This is a genomic window from Methylophilus medardicus (assembly GCF_006363955.1).
GTDB lineage: Bacteria > Pseudomonadota > Gammaproteobacteria > Burkholderiales > Methylophilaceae > Methylophilus > Methylophilus medardensis.
Window position 1 is genome coordinate 1,809,577 of sequence record NZ_CP040948.1, and the last position, 18,464, is coordinate 1,828,040.

The 18,464-nt window shown below is 39.6% G+C and carries 13 protein-coding genes; 3 read left to right on the forward strand and 10 right to left on the reverse strand.

Features of this window, described 5'->3' with window-relative positions:
• Positions 1–59: 59 nt before the first annotated feature.
• From FIT99_RS08580 to FIT99_RS08595, 4 genes are all read right to left on the reverse strand, one after another.
• Positions 60–1,355, reverse strand: a complete 1,296-nt coding sequence (locus FIT99_RS08580; protein WP_140003909.1) for an McrC family protein — start codon at positions 1,353–1,355, stop codon at positions 60–62.
• A gap of 2 nt (positions 1,356–1,357) precedes the next feature.
• Positions 1,358–3,688, reverse strand: coding sequence for an AAA family ATPase (locus tag FIT99_RS08585; protein WP_140003910.1), 2,331 nt, complete (start codon positions 3,686–3,688; stop codon positions 1,358–1,360).
• A 384-nt stretch (positions 3,689–4,072) separates the two neighbouring features.
• Complete coding sequence (locus FIT99_RS08590) at positions 4,073–4,483, reverse strand: hypothetical protein (RefSeq protein ID WP_223261158.1); 411 nt, start codon at positions 4,481–4,483, stop codon at positions 4,073–4,075.
• A gap of 124 nt (positions 4,484–4,607) precedes the next feature.
• Positions 4,608–5,210: a S1 family peptidase gene (locus FIT99_RS08595; protein ID WP_140003911.1), complete on the reverse strand. Its 603-nt coding sequence runs from the start codon at positions 5,208–5,210 to the stop codon at positions 4,608–4,610.
• Positions 5,211–5,310: 100 nt separating this feature from the next.
• On the opposite strand from FIT99_RS08595, the gene FIT99_RS08600 reads away from it, so the two are divergent.
• The 3 genes from FIT99_RS08600 to FIT99_RS08610 all read left to right on the forward strand — a co-directional run bounded on the left by FIT99_RS08600 (position 5,311) and on the right by FIT99_RS08610 (position 8,817).
• Entirely contained in the window at positions 5,311–6,537 is a 1,227-nt protein-coding gene (locus FIT99_RS08600; protein ID WP_140003912.1) for a hypothetical protein, read from the forward strand.
• 193 nt (positions 6,538–6,730) lie between these two features.
• The gene (locus FIT99_RS08605) at positions 6,731–7,828 is read left to right on the forward strand and encodes a nucleoid-associated protein (RefSeq protein ID WP_189524725.1); all 1,098 of its coding nucleotides are present in this window, start codon (positions 6,731–6,733) and stop codon (positions 7,826–7,828) included.
• Complete coding sequence (locus tag FIT99_RS08610; protein ID WP_140003914.1) at positions 7,825–8,817, forward strand: GTP pyrophosphokinase; 993 nt, start codon at positions 7,825–7,827, stop codon at positions 8,815–8,817. Before FIT99_RS08605 ends, FIT99_RS08610 begins: the two co-directional genes overlap by 4 nt.
• Positions 8,818–8,869: 52 nt before the next feature.
• Here FIT99_RS08610 and FIT99_RS08615 read toward each other — a convergent pair whose 3' ends face one another.
• From FIT99_RS08615 to FIT99_RS08640, 6 genes are all read right to left on the reverse strand, one after another.
• Positions 8,870–9,472, reverse strand: a complete 603-nt coding sequence (locus FIT99_RS08615) for an NUDIX domain-containing protein (protein WP_140003915.1) — start codon at positions 9,470–9,472, stop codon at positions 8,870–8,872.
• Between the two features lie 141 nt (positions 9,473–9,613).
• Positions 9,614–9,988: an HVO_A0114 family putative DNA-binding protein gene (locus FIT99_RS08620; RefSeq protein ID WP_140003916.1), complete on the reverse strand. Its 375-nt coding sequence runs from the start codon at positions 9,986–9,988 to the stop codon at positions 9,614–9,616.
• 86 nt (positions 9,989–10,074) lie between these two features.
• Positions 10,075–11,520: a hypothetical protein gene (locus tag FIT99_RS08625; protein WP_140003917.1), complete on the reverse strand. Its 1,446-nt coding sequence runs from the start codon at positions 11,518–11,520 to the stop codon at positions 10,075–10,077.
• A gap of 1 nt (position 11,521) precedes the next feature.
• Positions 11,522–16,489: an AAA domain-containing protein gene (locus tag FIT99_RS08630; protein WP_140003918.1), complete on the reverse strand. Its 4,968-nt coding sequence runs from the start codon at positions 16,487–16,489 to the stop codon at positions 11,522–11,524.
• 214 nt (positions 16,490–16,703) lie between these two features.
• Entirely contained in the window at positions 16,704–17,075 is a 372-nt protein-coding gene (locus FIT99_RS08635) for a hypothetical protein (RefSeq protein WP_140003919.1), read from the reverse strand.
• Between the two features lie 53 nt (positions 17,076–17,128).
• A complete protein-coding gene (locus tag FIT99_RS08640; protein WP_140003920.1) occupies positions 17,129–18,460 on the reverse strand; it encodes a hypothetical protein in 1,332 nt (443 codons plus the stop codon).
• Positions 18,461–18,464 lie beyond the last annotated feature (4 nt).

Genomic DNA, 18,464 nt, shown 5'->3' on the forward strand with positions numbered 1-18,464 from the left:
AACATTAAATAAATTTTGAATTTTTTGAATCGCCACAAACCTTGTAAATTTTATTCAGTTCAATGAATGGGTATGTGTATGTTCCAAGTACCACTTACCAATTTGCAGCTGACCAAATCAAAAGGCACTACCCATAAATGCAACTCTTCATTAAAACTGAAAATAGATAAAGGTTCCATGAAATCTTTGTGGGCTGGATAAATCAACATCATGTGGCCTTGCCCACCCATATATTTGTGACCATAAGCAAATAACTGATAAAAATCTCCTTGGCTTAATTGATACTTATCATTTGAGCTATTCAACTTGCTATTAAGCAACTTCCATTTCGTATCCAACACATTTCTTTGGTCATGCGATACCACCATTAAATCTGGCTGAAGCTGGAACCAGTTTTGATTCTCCAAATTATTCAAAGGTTGGTGATTAACGAAGTACTGAGAGGATGCTTGTACCTTTAAATAATTCGGCTTTGAAATTTGCTTACTTAAATTTGTAGCAACATAAATTTCAAACAACTTTTCCATCGAAAATAAGAAGCTTATTCCTTCTTTAGAACCTACCTGGAAGCTTGGATTGAAGTTTTGAATGATGATTTCGCACCATGGAAACACGTGCTCATATTGCAACATAAATCGATTATGTTGCCACTTGGCTACATATTTCTCTGGATTTAATAGGCTTGGAATTTCCGCCAAGTAATGAGATAGCTCATTTGCAAATCGCCAATTCTGTGGCGATTTCGTTAGTTTCAAGATAAACATTACTGCTGTTTTAAGCAGTTTATTTTCAATTCTTTCTGGACTATAAACGTCATGCCGAATATTGAACCAATTAGATTTATCCGGTGATTTTCTAAGCTGCTTAGTAAGATCAATTTGACCACGAATAAACCGACTATCTTCTTCAACACGAACATAATCATGTTTCAAACCTTTGCGATAAAGCGTTAATAACTCCCCTAAGAACTGAGCAAAAATCCACTCATGAATGGGTGTGTTGGTAGAGTCTAACGCGGCTCGCCCAGACTCGCGTGGCTTGAGTGACAACGCTGTCATCAACATGCGTTGCATAAGCTGTCTTAGTTCGGTCAGCTCTGGGTCTGAAGGCATACCTTCCTGAGTTTTTGGCAATATCTCGATAACTTCACCAGTTGGACTTTGTAAGATGCCAACATAACTATTGAGCCTTAAAAATTGTTTGCCATTTTGCTGAAGAATAGGTGCTTTACTATTCCAGCTAGCATGCAATTCGAGCAACCAATTATAAGTAGCTTGCGATACGATGCCCAAATCTAATGATCCAAAGTGATCTTGCGAGCTTGTAATCAATGCTCTTTCACGTACTTGTATCATAGCTATACTTTAATGATACCTTGATACGCCTCAGGGCAACTAAATGCACTAATATTCACATAGCTTCTTCTATCTTGAATCATGTCAAATTGCGAATTACCAAATAGCTCTGACACTGAACGCTTACCTCCTACAGATAAGAAGCGATGATCCTTTTGTTTGGAGTGATCATTAAGAACTAAAGATATTTTTTCCCAATCATCAAAAAAATACTCTTTAAGCAAAGGTAAAATTTTATTCTTGAATATCTCTGCCAATTGATCTTCGCGTTCATTATCAGCAAGTTTTTCACGTAAACCCATAAAATAGCTGTGCCCGATTTGATGTTCTGGATCTAATAAAACCTCTATTCTTTCGTTAATGATCTCTAGCAATTGACCTATGTCTACACCATGAACTTTTATACCTTTTAAAAGATCTGGCTGTGGATTCATTTCAATAAAATCAAACCTACGGCGCAATGCTAAATCGAGTTGAGCGAGAGATTTATCTGCGGTGTTCATCGTACCGATGACATACAAATTTTCTGGTACTGAAAACGGTTTTTTTGAATATGGGAGGACGACCTCGAGTGCATCAGTTCTACCTTTACGCTTACTATCTTCTAGTAATGTAATGAGCTCCCCAAAAATTCTAGAGATGTTACCTCTATTGATTTCATCAATAATCAATACATATGGCTCTGGGGGTAAGTCTTCTCTATGTGGCTCCAACAGCGCATGAAGCTTATCCAAATTGATTGTTTTACTTCCGAGTTCATAGAGTGTCATTTGTGATAGAGATTTATCAAATAACTGCTCTTTTGGTTTACTAGGCTCGTATGTTTGCAGCCACTTAACTTTCCTCATTTGCTGAAAATAATTACGGTCAGCATTTTCTAAGTATTCATAATCGCCTACTACTTCAGCTATTGCCCTGAATTTATGGTTGCCATCTGAAATTATAATAAGATCATTTTTTTTAATAGAGTTGATAAATGTAAAAACTGACGTGACCGCATAATCAGTATTTGTAAGTGTCACATTAGAATCTACATAGACCTTTACAACCTCCTCCTTTGTATGACAACCACTGAAATCAAGATTGTCACCATAGCCTAAAAGTATGTAATCGTTTTCTAGACACTCTTGGTAAATATAATCCTCATTTTCCAGCGTATTCCCTAGTGACATTTTCCATATCCTTCTACCCTTTAAATGTATAGGATTGCTGATATTGGAAGTAGCTTTTGTGGATGCCGCCTCACTTATTTGTTTGAATACGCCATCTTCGACTTTGAACTTTAGTGCTTCGTCTTGAGAGGTATCCGCTCGAACACCTTCAATAAAATCTTCATAAGAAAAACTCTGATGAAAAGTTGTCATTGCAATTCTTTTATCAGCAACGAGGACATCAAACCTTTCTTTAAATAACCTTCTTAGATCTTCTGAAGGCAGGTCCTTATTTTCATTTAGTATTGTCTGATACATTTCCGGCTCAGCAATTTTTACTGCCAAGCTAATAGTTTCATATGTTTTTCCTGTACCAGGTGGCCCATATAAAATCTGATTCAAAGGCATTTTTCTGATAGCCTCCGTTACATCTAGATCAGTTTCAGATTCTGGTACTGTCTGCTTAATCGGCCTGATGCTCAGCTGATCACTATATAATGCTTTGACAAATCCATATGGGGTAACATCGGCGTTGAAACGTCGCTTAGCCTCTTCATAGTATTCTTTTAGTAGAAGCATCAATGCTATTGGCCTGTCTTTAGATGGAACCTCTTCAACCGGATGACCAAGTTCTAATAAAAAATGTCGCAGATGCTCACTTGATGAAATAACTAGTACTTTATCGGGATGGTAAGCGCTTAATATGCGAAGCTTGCGGCCATCCCCTATAGTAACCCTTGCTTTTAAACCAGCTCTAGCAAATATCTTTTCGTCGTCGTCAATCCATAAAAGATCTTCGTCTACATTTGCATTAGCTATTAGAGATTGAATCTTAGTCGTGTACTTCAGAGCTTCTTCTGGCGTTAAATCGCTTAGTGCTCTGTTACGATAATATTCGCCATTTTGAGCTTTATATAAGATATGACCACGCGACGTTCCTGGCATGTACCTGCCTAATACCTTTTCAAGCCCCCGTTCGAGCCACCAACAAAAATTTTCAGGTAGTGAATCTTTACCAAGACAATATTGATCAAGTGTAAGACTTTCTATACTAGTGGGAGGGTATTTAGCAATAAAGCTATCGTAGCGTGCATCATTATTAGTTCGTTGCGTGTAAAGATTTTCCGATATTAGTAACTTACCAAGTTTCTGAAATACTTCAGATTCAAAATTAAAAGTCATAAATGCTCCAGCTAGATATAGCCAATTTTATTAATATTGTTACAGCGAATTACCAAACTATTTATTTCTTCTAAAGTCACAATGTGGACTTCACCCTTTCTGGTAGACATTCATAATGTTAAAACTGAAACGGAGAAAGCGGAATGAAGCTCGGTAACTTATTATGAAACTCTTATTTAATTTGAGAGCTTGAGTTGAGGAAAATCAGTATACCAATCTGAAAATCCCTTTTGATCATGCGCATCCCTCAGCAGCACTCTTGGAGTCATCCAGCTCGTAATATTTTTCTTAGGTATTTCATGCCAGCTAAGATTGAATGAACACATGCCTTTATCGTCAAAGATTCCAGCTCGCTGTAAGGTAAATGATCATGAATCCAATAAGCTAAAAGCGCCAGTCAGCACCTTCTGCATACTTATCCATAAACCATGGAATTATCACACATGCAGTAGCGCGTTTTTTTTCATTTTCATCTGGCTTATCCCATATGTGATGAGCAAAGTTAGATTCATTACTAGCACAGTTATGCCCATGTTCATTACCAAATGAATTAACTGATAATGACCTGTAAGCTGACCTCACTGCAATTCGACCAAATGTGGCATTTAGAGGCTCTAATAGCTCTTCACAAAGAAGTTTTCCAACCTCTATCGCTAAATCTGTATTTTCTGGCAAATTTGGTATTCCATATAGGTTTGATATTTCACTATATAGAAATTCACGCATAAAGAAGTTTTTCGATAATCTCACCCGTCCAAATTTCTCTAGTGCGTCATATGAGGTTATTGCGCGCATATTAAATTCTTCCTTTCTAGGGGCTTGATGTACTCAAAATCTAAATTAGTTAATCATCTTTGAGCTGGGAGGAATAGCTAAACATTTTCTAGATATTTACCTGAAATTCAAAATTATTAGGAGCTTACTGGCTCATTCTTGAAATGATGTGGGAAATTGGAATAGCCAAACAATGATCCTGATAATCTCTCCTTGTACCAAAAACCAAACCGATTAATTCACCCAAACTGTTTACTAAAGGGCCGCCTGAAGAGCCCGGATGGCAAAAGGTAGACGTTTGTAATACTTGTCCAACATCCGTATTAATTTGCCCAACCATTACTCCCTGACTCATAGCGGCGTATTGGTTTGGATAACCATACGCCCAAATACTTTCACCAATTTTATATTGCGCATTCATTCGAACCGGATTCCCTTCGAACTTTGCCCCTTTTAAAAGACATGCATCTAAAGATCCAAGATTTTTATAACTTTGAGTTGGATAAATATTTCCTGTTTTTCGATTCACCACTCTAAAAAATCCGTTATGTCTAACCACATGGCAATTAGTAAGTATCGTATCTCTAGCAATTAATACCCCTGTGCCTGTGTGCAACTGGTTCCCATCTTCAATTTCAATTTTATAAATTGCATCTTCAATTGAATAAGGGTTTCCAGCAAAGCAGATATTGACCATGGTGAGCGTCATCGCGAGTGCTACCGCACTTCTTTTCAGTAAATCAATCATCCATAACCTTTAACATTTTCTAAATTCTGTCTCATACTTAGCCTAAGATGAACTCCTCAAATTGTCCACTTCAATAAAGCTAAATTTTGGGAGTCGCGATATGTCTGTTAGCCGTGAAAAACTTTACGAACAAATCTGGTCTGAACCGATTAGAAAAGTATCTGAAAACTATGGCGTCTCTGATAGTTATCTCGTTCGAATTCTAAAAAAACTAAACATTCCGAGACCTCCTAAAGGCTACTGGGCAATGAAGGCCGTTGGAATTGAAGCAGAAAAATCAAAACTTCCAGCCCCCAATCCTGGCGATCCTATCACCTGGTCCAGAGATGGTGAAACAGAGTACGCGCCAGAATCTGCAGCACAACCCAAAACTTATAAGACAAGGTCAAAACTATTAACACATGGCCTAATTAAAGAGGCCAGAGAGCACTTCAGTAATGTTCGAGAGTCGCATGGGGAATATCTCAAACCTTATAAAAAGCTGTGCATTGATCTTATTGTTTCAAAGGAAGGTTTAGAAAGAGGTCTCGAAGTTTCCAATAATCTTTACTGTGCACTACATCAGTTAGGTCACAGGGTACAAATTGCTCCTGATCACAGAGACACGCATATGTTGGATGTCGATGAACGAGAGAATCCGAAATCGACAAATCATTACTCGAATATATGGCGGCCATATCGTCCAACGATCACCAAAATTGATGATGTGTCGATTGGACTAACTATTTATGAAATGTCAGAAGAGGTTGAGGTTGGTTATCTTAATGGCAAGTATGTTCCTATAAAAGAATACCTAAAGAGCTCACTAGCAAAGATCAGATCACCATTCAGCTGGACAACAACTAAAGAAATACCTTCTGGTCGCTTTTGCATTCAAGTCTATTCAACTTATTTAGGCAACAAATGGGTTAAGCAATGGAGAGAGACCAAAAAAGGGGAGTTTTCAAAAACCATGAAACCCATCCTAGAGGAGCTTTGCAACTCAACAAACGAAATCAAGAATCTAATTACGCGTGCTAAGGATGAGGCTGCTGAACGAAAACGCTTGTGGGATGAGCAACGAGAAAGAGATCGCATTGCATCTGAAGAGAGGCGTATTGCTAAAAACTTGAAGGACAGTTCTGACGAACTAAATCAAATTATTGAATCGTGGGGGAAATTAAAGCACATCGAAGAGTTTTTTAAAGAGGTGGAATTGCGCACAAATAAATTAGCTGATGATGAGCGTATGGTGGTTTTAGCGAGATTAAACAAAGCAAGGGCTCTTATTGGGCCTTTAGACGCATTTGAACATTTGCAAAAATGGAAGTCACCTGAGGAGCGATAACCGTTCGGTAAAAGTATACTGTTGTAAGGGTTTTAAACCTTCTAAGATACAACATTAACTTGTGTTCAATATGGAACTAAGTTAATTTAGGTACCGATATAGACTTACTAAAACTAACAATAAATTTGAATAATAAAATCTAATTTCCGGACTGATGTTTCCACACCGGATTGTCTACTTTGGGAGAGAGCACGTGTTCCAGAACCTGAGCATCAACAGAATCATCATTCACGAGGTTTATAAACGAAACACTGATAAAACCATCAAAGAGCCGAATTATGGCCAGCAACTTATCCAGCTAGACGATGACGCAAAAGCTGCGTTGCAAATTCGTGTTACTGAGGCGCTAGGCACGTCAACTCATGGTATCGAGATGACCATTGAGAACTCTTCGGACGAAAGCCTGTGGCACTTGGCCAGTCAAATTGTTGAAACTACCGGAGACGACGCTGCCTTCATTAATCTCTCGCAACTCGTTACGGCAGAGCTTGCAAAATCTCAAAAAAGCAGAGGGATTCCTGGCGGGATTTTAGTCGTTATTGAAGGCACTTGTGGTCATCCAGCACGAAAATTAATGTGTGTGATTAAGGCTGAGCCACATGCAGGATTCATTAAGAGGCAAGAGCAAGGTCAGCTTTTTCTGGAGTACCTAAAGGACCTGATCCTCACTCCCCAATCTAAACTGTACAAGATCGGCGCGTTCATACAAGCCGATCTCGCAGCGGTTGCAACCCCAGAGCAACCCTCAGCCCAATGGAAGGGATACTTATTTGATGATCTTGCTACCAAGGGCAACCGGGAAGGCGCTGCGCAATACTTCTACGAAACCTTCTTGGGATTAGGTTTTCCAACCAATAGCGCTTCCTTGACTAAGGAATTTCACAAATTAACTAAAGACTTCATCAAGGGTGCCAATATTGATGAAGAAAAAAGAAGTGACCTTCTTAATGCACTTACAACCTATCTGAAAGTAGACACGAATACTACCGTGCAAGTAGGCGCATTTTCAGATAGCTTTATATCAGACGATAACTTAAAAGATGCTTATAAAGAATACATGGTTCAAAATGAGTTTACCTTGAACGCTGTTCACAAGGATTTAACGGAAGTGGCTTCAGAATTGAAACAACGAAAAATCGTGTTCGGCCACAACATCAAACTGATTGCTCCCCCTAAAGAGTTTGCAGACTATGTCAGCATGACCGTGATTGATGGCACTCCAACAGAAACCAACCCAGCGACAAAATGGACTCAGATTATTATTCGTGACCGAATCATGGATCAAGAATGACCGAAGACCAGTTCCGCAAGCGCTGGGATACCGAAAAACCGGTTTACCAGGCTTGGGCAGACTTCATTAAGCACAACATAGAGCAAGCGTTAGCCGCGTCAATTGCTCCGACAACGCTCGATTATTTTCTGAAGATCCCAGTCAAGCCAAGGCTTAAACTTGAGTCAACGTTGATTGATAAAGCCTTCCACCGTAAGCAGTATCAAAATCCTTATGACGATGTCCAAGATAAAGTTGGCATGCGCTTCGTCGTGCTGTTGACGAGTGATATCAAGAAAGTTTGCCAGGTAATCGAATCTGAAGAGAGTAAGAAATTCTGGGTATTCTCCAGAGATCGCGACTATGAAATCGAACGGTTGGCCAAACCACTGGAGTTTACTTATCAGTCTGTACACTTCGTTTTAAAAGCTACTGCAGGCAATGTATTTGGTGGCATCAACATCCTTGAGCACACACCATGCGAGGTGCAAATCAGAACGCTATTGCAACACGCACATAGCGAATTAACTCACGATACGATTTATAAACCTAAAACGACAGCGCAACCTGGAGTCAAGCGCACTGTTGCCAAAAGCATGGCTTTGATTGAAGCAACCGATGAGTTCTTTGAAAAAGCCATGCAGGATATTGAGGAAGCTCTTAAACCTCAAAACGACATTCTGAATTTGCTCAAAAAAATATACACCGACAACGTCGGCACGGGCGTGGGAGACGAGCAATCCAATCAGCTTCTTACCGATACCTACATAGATCTTTTGCAAGCACCTGATGTTGGCGAAAAGATTTCGAAATTCCTTGAGGAAAAATCCTTCATTTATAAACGTGTCAATGAACGACGCGCCAGCAAGCATCTTTTTTCTCAGCCGGGCATATTGTTAAGCTATTACTTGGCTTCAAAAAACCCCGCTCAAACTAGGGGATTGTGGCCTTTCGAGATAGATGATCTGGCACTGATATTCAGTGACTTAGGCGATAGAATGCCGGATTGATGTGGAGGATTCTCGTTCCATACACGCCTCGAAGGTAAAGTTGTATCTAACTTTAAGCCCCATGTATGTCATTGTGACACTTATCGAAAATTGTCAGGAGCAAATTGGCTTTATCGGGCAAGTTGCTACTTTGAATAACCTTCCTGGCCTCAGCCAACGCATACCACTTGAAGTCCAGGACTTCCGTCATGTTTGGAACTGGTTTTATTGAATCTTGCTTATCAATAATGATCGTGCATTTCCAGTATGCCTTTTTGGTCATGCTAATATGCTCCATCCAAGTTCCTATTGCATCATCGGCTACGAGTCTTTCGTTTCGCCTATCTTTGATAAGCGGAATAGTGGCGATATATCTAATCGATTTTATGTTGTTTGAAAGTAATTCCTTACGAATTTTACTATCTAACCCGAACTCTTGTGATAAACATCTATCGACTGCATCTTTAAATGAATCCTTCAGGTTCACACCTTCCTGGGGCGGCATCCACCGATCATGATAAATAGACTTCGCTAACAAAATAGAGGAATCAGGTTCTCGAGTTATTACACAAACTACCACCTGGACTCTTGCACCCAGCAAGCGGGATATATTTTTACGATCGGCAACCCATTTTATGGGCGACACAGTTTTTGACACTAATTTATACCATGACATTTTGTTCTTCTTATCTATTTTTAGAAATTGATGTAGATTTTTGGAAATTTAGAGCATATTAATTTTAGATGTGAATAGCCACTAACTTTTCATACATTATTCAGATCAGCAACTAGCCTGATTTTAGCCTTCATAACTACACTAAAAAAGATCTACTCTAAACCTTATATACCGAGTCTTCGCAGTTAACACTTTAACTCGACCTTGTCCTGGGTTGGTTTTATAAGTAGCTTCAATTAGACCAGCAAGTACCAAAGCATTAACATCACGCATTACTGACCTTCTACTTCTATTTAGCCTTTCCGAAACATCACTAATAGTTCCAGGCTCCTTCATGATGGATCGCAGTAAATTCAATCTTGCTGGTGAAATTAACTTCCTAAGATCTTCAAAATCCTCAAAAGTTAAGATTAACTCTTCTTCAAGAGTCTCACCTGCATCCGCAGCTCTAGAAATAAGACGCCCCCTCACAAAAAAGTTTGAGTCAGTTCCAGTAGTGATTGTTACTTTCTTCATTGAACTATAAAACTTCGCCTTCAGTGTAAGCCTTGTTGTTAATCCATAAGAGATAGTCTTGCGCTTGCAAAATATGTGAGTGAACTTTAAGAAATGAGCAATTTTTCTTTTTGATTATGAAGTAATTTTTTAATTGGACCACAATCGTTAGGCTTCTCATGCCCAGCACTTCCTTGGATGTATTTTCTGACGAGAGTTTCTATAAGATTAACGGCCTTACTATCTGTACAAATAAAACCAACTGGCATTGTGACTGGATAGCTCTCTGGAAATGACATATGGTAGACAACTACAGCTAGCTCGCGCTCTAAAGCTAGGACCTCAACATTCCCCCCCAAAAAGCCCTCTCTGATGCCGTGAGCATTTTCCAAGTCAGGATCTAACTCATTTTTCCACTGTTTGATCGCTCTTTGATCCTCTGAATTTTCTATAGGTAAATAGAGCGTTGGAGAGTACAGGGTCTTGTCTTTTGTTTTTGCTTTATTGTAAAAATCGCTTAACGCAACATGTAGTCGATTGCTTTTACTCCAGTATGGGTCACTAGATGCCAACCAAATAAAAGATCTTTGATCGTCATTAATGCCATTTTTGATACGAGAATTCAATGCTGGGGCCAAGTGCTTTTGTAATAACGCCCAGTTTTCTTCAGAGTATAGTGGGCCAATAAAGGTAATTCTCTTAGCGCTATTCTCTTCAATTTTATGAAGGTCTTCTAAAAAATTTAGATTTATAGAGTGTGTCTTAGACTCAATTAATTTGATTGTGAAATCATCGTTGATTTGCATCATTGCCTTGGCAATCTCAATCATGTTATTTGGCCTAGCTAAGCGATCTAATTCAATCGTAATAAGCTGTTGCACATAATCTGAATCATTTAATATTTCAAAATCTTCACGCTCAACACTTCTACCTTGTTCATCAACATTGAAATTGACTGTTAGGCGAAGAGGCATTTGCCCGATTTTGTTAACTGTGTTCACAGTGTATACAGTGGGATTATCTTTTTCATCTTGAGTAAGACTTTTTGAAAGAAGATTCTTATTTAAAATTTCATGGAACTGATGCTGGAACGCCTTTTCAACCAGACTCTCACTCTTAGCAATACTCTCAGTTGCAACTGGGAGTGAAATCCCTGATTTCCACTTATCAGAGCGAAGATTCCCATGGCAAGAGAGTGTAGCCAAATCAAAACATAGCCTTGCCCAACTATCTTGAAGTAGGGCTAGTTTTGGAGCTTCTCCCAGGTCTGAGAAATACCCGATTGATTTCTCCGTGAGCGCTAATCTCCCTGTTTCATTAAGCATCAACTCCTCTCGCGTAACTAAGTCTGCTACTGCCTCATCAATCTCTCTACGACTAAATCCAAAAAAGACAGAAATCTGGCTTTTGGTCATTGGTGACAAATGAACAAGCCTCAGAACGAACTCTCTGACAAACGGCAGTCCTCTTTGACTGACATAAGAAAAATGAATATTGAATCTTTGAGCGGGTAATAAAAAATCAACCGCATGGTATTTAAAAGTACGATCCAATCTAACCACCTGTTTTCTTCTTTTTTGCTGCTATAAATTTATAACCGTTTTGCTCACCCATCTCACTCATAAAGGCAACAACCTTCCCCAATGGCTTATCTTTATTGTGAGTTGTCCACATTTCTGCATTGCCTACTATCAGTAGCCTATCCATTGCCCTGGACATTGCGACATTAATACGATTAGGCGCTCTTAGGAACCCTGGACTGCGTTGTTTATCTGACCTTGTAAGACTCAAGATAATAATTCTGTTTTCTTTACCTTGATAACTATCAACAGTATCAATTTTGACCAACTCTTTGAAACCTTCACTCCAAATCGCCTGATTGAATTTCTGTCGTAACAATCGCTTTTGCTCTGCATACATGCAAATAACACCAATCAAAGCCTCGCCCTTATCTTTAAATTTTTCTAAGTCATTTAAAAACAGTTCATTAACGGAAATTTGTTTAAGAATCTCAATAATTTGGTCAGCCTCACAGCGATTGTAAATACTCACCCCACGATCACCTAGATGATTTGCTGCATCTTTAAAAGATGAAGTATCCAACCAAGTAACTGATGTACGAAGAGCTTCAGGTGCTCTTTTGTAAATATCAGGGATCACTCGAGGACCATTAACAAGCTTGCCATCATAAAATGTCTTTGATACTAAGTCGCCAATAGATGGCGCCATTCGATATTGCGTCAGGAGCGTTGCACTTGTTTGCTTTCCATACTCTGAGTTAAAAGCACGAGCAAAATCACTTCTAAGAATTTCATCTAACTCTGCATGTTTGTCATTGATTCCTAATCGTCGGGCTAATGCAGCTTTATGTGCATCAGAATACAAGGGTGGCAATTGCAGATGATCTCCGACTAAAAGCACGCGCTTAGCAGATTGTATTGCGATGGCAAGTTCGCTAGCGATTGATCGAGCAGCCTCATCAATAATAACGAAGTCATAAATATTGTCCTGAATTCCAATATGACCCTGCCCAATCCCAACGCAAGTTCCAGTAACTAGTTGTCTAGAGCGTGCGTAGAACTCATCAAGATTAACTCTCTCAGCCGACAAAGCCTCTTGCATGTCTCGTGAAATCTTAGCTAAAGCCCTAACTCTCCTAACCTCACTAGGACGAACGTTATACTCTGAACAAAGCTTGGATATTAAGAGTGATTTAGCTTCAGAAATATTGCTCTCTTTTGAAAATGGAATACCATAATCCACGTAGAGAGTTGTTCTAATACTATTATCCATTTCTGCAGAAATCTTCTTAAGAGCTTTTAAATCAATTTCATCATCAATACGTTGCAAACTATTTAACATCGCCTCTAGATGATCTATCTGCTTGAAAAGCTTTAACTCTACGTCTACAACTGCGGATATGAACTCTGGATCAAGTCCTAAAGCATCCGCAAAAGTAGCAACTCGATAGCGATATTCCGCATTGAACAACTCTCGTTTTTCAGCCGTAATTGCGTGAGAATAGACATCTTTAAGCCCATCTGACACAGCACCTTCACGATTACTGAATCGAACTACCTCTAGCTCCGTACCAAGCCTGTTGCAATGCTTTCTGATTCTCTCCGCCGCAGTGTTAACGGCTTCATGTGACTGACTAACCAAAAGAATCCTACGTACATCAAGCTTTTCTACAAGGAAGTGAACGAATGCAGAGATAAACTCCGTCTTCCCAGTGCCAGGAGGCCCTTGCAATAAAGACAAAGGTCCATAATTTAAAAGCTTAGAGAAGGCTTCTCTCTGTTGCTCGTTGAGACTCACTCTATTTCCGTGTTTGTCCTCACGATCATATCTGGCAAAATCTTCATCATTTACAGAGATGTTGTAATGTATTGCTGGCTCTTTGCACCCCGGGTCGAAGAAATCAACGAGTGCAGGCAAGACCCCCTCCCTATCAAGAAGACGTTCAAGAGCCGCTTTACGCTTACGATAAGAAGCCCGGTCTTGCTTTGTCCTAAAGTAGACTGAATCACCATCTTTGAGAGCGTAAGCCGCACTGCGAATCTTATTTAATCTAACTTCATTCAAAGCTGATTTTTTAAGCAGCACCTCTCCAATCACTTTTTCCGAGCCATCTCTATCAATGAGAAGAGCCTCAACTTCATCTGTGCTTACAAAAGCCCCTAAGGGATCAACATCTGCCTGATAAGGAATAATCAATTCATTGTCGTTATCCAAAGGCTTAAAATAGGCTCCAATCAATTCAATATTAGGATTTGATTCTGTCTCAGTATCAAGTATTGCCCGCCATAACGATTGCGTAGAAATATCGGCAGCAATTTCGGCATACTCCCTATCAATTGATGCGTCAGCTTTCTCGAAAATATCTTTGAGCTGATTGCTAAGCTCTGACTCATCAATTTCAGGTTGAACAAATTCAAGAAGCTCGATTGCCCTGGAAAAAGCTTCATTATCACTGAGATAATCCGATAACCCTGAGAGTAGTGTAAGTCGACCAGGCTTAATACAAATCGGCCGATTGATCTCGAATTGACTCTCTTCGGCTGTCCTAAAAGTTACATCAGATCTCGCTCTTGGAAGTGATGCTCCAACAAAGCCTTTTTTAGCTTTGTCATAGAAAGCAACAAACGAACCTCCAATACCGGAAAAGGTCACTGCGTAATCAGTTTTGCCAAGTTTAGGCTTATCAACTTTGACATAGAGATGCCCATTATCTGGAAAAATGGTAAAAGACTCGTCAATACCGCTAAGTATTAATTCAATAAGTTCATGTTTTGGCGCCTCGTTTTGCGTTCTCAAGGCCTTTTTAAACCGTCCTAAATCTCTGAATCCGAAATCTAAATCGCTTAACTCAAACTGAACAACTTCAGCGACTTTAGGATATTCGTTGGACTCCGCACCCCATTCCATCCCCAGTAGCTCACACGACATTCGCATGACTGCGAAAATGTCCCTTTGCTGAGAAGAACTAGCATCTATATTTTCAGGGCTGTATCTATGATTTTTAGCTTCTGCTGAATTGTGGCAAAAGTCTGGCATGTCAATCAGGTAAATATCACTGCCACTATTAGCAACCATAACGTTTTCAGGGTGTAAGTCACCATGAGTAATGCCTAGACCATGAAGATACTCGATAGCATCGGTCAATTTCTCAATCAAGCCAATTTTGGCCTCATTTTCCGAGACCATGTTTGCCCAAGTCACTCCATCAACAATATCAGTTACCAGATACATACTGTTCGACCTGGAAGCCAAGCCGTACTCATGAATCCGTGGTAAGCAAATCGGATTTACCGTTGCAATTTTATCTAACTGTTTTAGAAAAGTTAGAACCCTGAAGTTGCTGACAGCAGCATCTCCTTTTCCGCCTACATTTAACCAGGCTTTTACTAATCTGCCACTGGAGTAATAGACCTCTTTATCATCTGTCCCTACCAGAAAATCCCCTTCATCAGGAAACTGTCTCGTGTGGTTTATAGGGTGTCGATAGGCATCTAATTCAAAATCATCAAAAGTAGGGATTGATTCAGCATCAGGCTCTGCTCGCTTGAGTGCATCAAAAAATTCTGCAGCATCTTTGAATTTGGCTGTCACAGCCTCAAGAATAACTCCAACATACCAGTCCTTGCTTGCGAGTATGTCACCCTCGATGCTTTCCAAACTTTTAGAAGACATTCTCTTCGCACTTAAGAGATGCCAAGCTAACAGGCCAAGCGCATGAACATCTTGCTGAAATGGAGTTATTGACGCCCCCTCAAGCATGTCCTTAATCTCTGCAGCGCCAACTGACAGACTGCTTCGATAATCGCCAACCGTTCCTATCGGTTGATGGTAAGCCGAAATGAAGTTAGAGAGCGCAATTTCCTTGGATGGTGAAAGCCACAAACTATGATCCGCAATATCACGGTGAGCAATTTTGATTCCATGTAGATCAGCAAACTTAGCGATCAACAGCTTTGTTAGGTTAAGCCTGTCGACCATATTAAATGACTGACCATATTTCCCAACGAACTCGTTGAATCTCACATGTCCGGGAGGTAATTCGTAAACCTCACTATATTGAGATGTAACTTCATCTCTCTCGAAACTTGTCAGAGAGCGAAGACAATGGTTGTAAAGATCACGGTTTTGATAGTTAATGAATTGCAAAACCTCTCTTTCACGAGACACAATTTCCGCCCGACCCTGAGAGGTGATGGCTTTGTTGCCGTCAAGCTTTTTAAAATCCCAAACTCTAAGTAAGGAATCCTTCCCCTTTGATATCTCTGAACTTGCCAAGTACTCTTTATAGACAGAATTGGGGTGTTCAAAAATTGGTTCTACCGCTGTAAAGCCTCCAATCCTTAGAGCTTTAGGAGCTGTATTTCCTTTAAGAAACAACTGATCAAAAATTGGAAAATCTTGATTTAGAACTTGAGCATTCGGATGAGGACGGAAGAAATGATTAAATTTGCCCTTGTCGGAGAAACGAAGAAAGTCTTGAAGAGACAGAGTATGTTGACGCTCAACTTCTGGGAGCTGACTAAAATCGGCGTTCCCAGTCATTACAACAAAGAAATGAACTTGCGGCACATGATGCTTATTAGTAAATTGGGATGAATATCTTTTTAATTTATTTTCTAATAAGAATTTCTTGTTTCTCGTGACAGTAACCGGTGAGCGCCCCATATTCTTATCGCCCTTAAACCAATTATCACCACTTAACGTAATTGGATCACGATTCCAATCCTTCAACTCAACTACGATAACATTGCAGTGAGTAATGATGACTAAATCGAACTCTCCCTCTTTTCCCTTAGCGTCAACAAATCGAAATCCGGCATACCCCTTCCAGGGGAACATGCTGTCCCGTCCAAGCCCACTCGCTGCGAGTTGATCTCTTAGTGAACCTCCTCTTTGTGAGGTTGCCCGTTCAGCAGCAGTAATACTAAACGCTTGCCCAATTTTTCTAATTGCTTCGGCCTCATGCTCTTGAAGGCCACCGTCCCAAATCTCGATTTCCAATTTAAGTCCTATTTATTATGTTTTTTGTTTACTCTACGACTTGTTAGATCATTTTTTAACTGACCTTAACTTCTTATTTTTCTTTCTCAAGAAAATCGCTCCAGCAAAAGCAGCAATCGTGCAGATTATTGTGACTACTAATAATGCATATGCAACAACAAGCATTTTAAAGTCCTACACATTTATACAATAATTAGTTTACCCTCTTCAGGGATCATTTACGCATGTCGATTAAGTCATGTTTATTTTCTTCTGTAACTCCTGATAGCAACTCCTCCAGTTGAGACTCACTCCCACACGTCTTCTGTTCGTTGAAGTCATTGAACAAACTTGATATAAGTTGAACTTCAATGTCTTGCGGAGCGATCCGTGCTATCGCTGCGAACTGCTGAATAGTTGGAAACCCATCATCAGGAGGATATGAAATTTCAGTCGCATTTATTAAATTTACAAGAGCCCTGTGAATCAGATCCTCCATTGAGGATGCACCGACTCTTTCCTTCAGTGCTTCAGCTGTTTCATAACTGACGGAAGAAGAAGTGTCCTCCCTGAAGTTCACCACCACTTTAGTATCACTATCTGCCATGATTTAGCTCCATCTCTAAGTCCTCAGAATTCGCAGAAAATTAGTAAATTCGATTAAAGCTGACTCAAAAAATCCCTAGTGCTTTCTTCAAGAGATTTTGTTAGCGCTTTTTTCTCTTTTTTCTTTTTTGGTGCGTCCATATCTGCAGATAAATTTAAACTTGTATCTTTTTGAAAACTCACTAAATTCTGGCGCTCAAGCACTGATAGCGTACTCAATAGTTCAACTTGTGCAGCTTGTTGATTTCTATATTCAATAGCTTCATTTTTTTGCCTATTTGACTCATCAACATACTCTGCCGGACAGTACAAGTCTGAGCGACCTCTCATCGGTTTTCCCAAAATAGCTTGCTGATAAATTAATTCCGTGTCCTGCCGTAAGGTTGCATACTCTTTTGATAGATAAACTTTCTCAAGCGTACTCATTGTCACCAAACTTTTGGATTTAGCAGCAACTCTCACGCCCTCCATCAAAAGCTTAACTAATGCTCGATTACGTCCTGCAGTCATCTGAAATAGTCTTTCAGAATCATTGTTAATATCCAGCCTAAACATAGTAGGGATGATTTCCAACAATTTACCAATTGTTAGTTGCCAGCATTTAGATTTTGGATCTTCTGGAATCATTACGATCACATTGGCTAAAGCACGATCACGCTCCTCTTGAGGCCTCTTCAACAACTTATGAAACAAACTAAAGTTTAATGAACAAACATAAGGAATATTAAGCAAACCAAGGCCTAAAAGTAACTTTGAAGACATTGTATTAGCATCACTTGATGTCGCAGAAAATTGGAATTCATCCACCAAAAGAAGCGGAATAGATTTTGTGTAAATACTTTCTTTAACTAGCTGAATAAAATTTGTTCTAGTTTTTTTGACTTTAAAAACATCCACAAGCACTTTGTTCAGAACAGCTCTATCACCCACTTCAAAATACTTCGCAGAACTTAATTTAAAGTTTGGATGATTGTTAGCGACCTTCACGCTTACTTCGGGAATTGAACGTCTAATTGCCAACAACAAGGAAGACTTACCGAGCCCAGCTAGTCCTGTAAGTACAATAGGGCAATGAAATTTCGTGATTACGGCTGACTCATCGTTTTCTACAGGTTCATAAACTAATCTGATGAATTCATTAGGCCCAGGATAGGTCCTTTTTGCATGAGAGGCCGCTTCGCCTATTATTCTTAATGCAATATCTATTGATTGCTCCGTGGGATAAAAGCTATTGTCGCACTTAACCTCGAACTCTTTGCAAAGGTCGCTGAGCTCCATTTCCCATGGTGAATCAATTGGTATTGGAGTTAACTCCATACTTTTTTTCAAGGTCTGTCGATCCAGTAAGTTACTAAGACGACTTACCCAAGGGTTTGCAGTACTCATTTAA

Excerpts from the sequence above, each read along its gene's own strand:
- FIT99_RS08600 (WP_140003912.1), top strand. The coding sequence starts at position 5,311 with ATGTCTGTTAGCCGTGAAAAACTTTACGAACAAATCTGGTCTGAACCG.
- FIT99_RS08595 (WP_140003911.1), bottom strand. The coding sequence starts at position 5,210 with ATGATTGATTTACTGAAAAGAAGTGCGGTAGCACTCGCGATGACGCTC.
- FIT99_RS08590 (WP_223261158.1), bottom strand. The coding sequence starts at position 4,483 with ATGCGCGCAATAACCTCATATGACGCACTAGAGAAATTTGGACGGGTG.
- FIT99_RS08640 (WP_140003920.1), bottom strand. The coding sequence starts at position 18,460 with ATGAGTACTGCAAACCCTTGGGTAAGTCGTCTTAGTAACTTACTGGAT.
- FIT99_RS08585 (WP_140003910.1), bottom strand. The coding sequence starts at position 3,688 with ATGACTTTTAATTTTGAATCTGAAGTATTTCAGAAACTTGGTAAGTTA.
- FIT99_RS08610 (WP_140003914.1), top strand. The coding sequence starts at position 7,825 with ATGACCGAAGACCAGTTCCGCAAGCGCTGGGATACCGAAAAACCGGTT.
- FIT99_RS08635 (WP_140003919.1), bottom strand. The coding sequence starts at position 17,075 with ATGGCAGATAGTGATACTAAAGTGGTGGTGAACTTCAGGGAGGACACT.
- FIT99_RS08620 (WP_140003916.1), bottom strand. The coding sequence starts at position 9,988 with ATGAAGAAAGTAACAATCACTACTGGAACTGACTCAAACTTTTTTGTG.
- FIT99_RS08615 (WP_140003915.1), bottom strand. The coding sequence starts at position 9,472 with ATGTCATGGTATAAATTAGTGTCAAAAACTGTGTCGCCCATAAAATGG.
- FIT99_RS08580 (WP_140003909.1), bottom strand. The coding sequence starts at position 1,355 with ATGATACAAGTACGTGAAAGAGCATTGATTACAAGCTCGCAAGATCAC.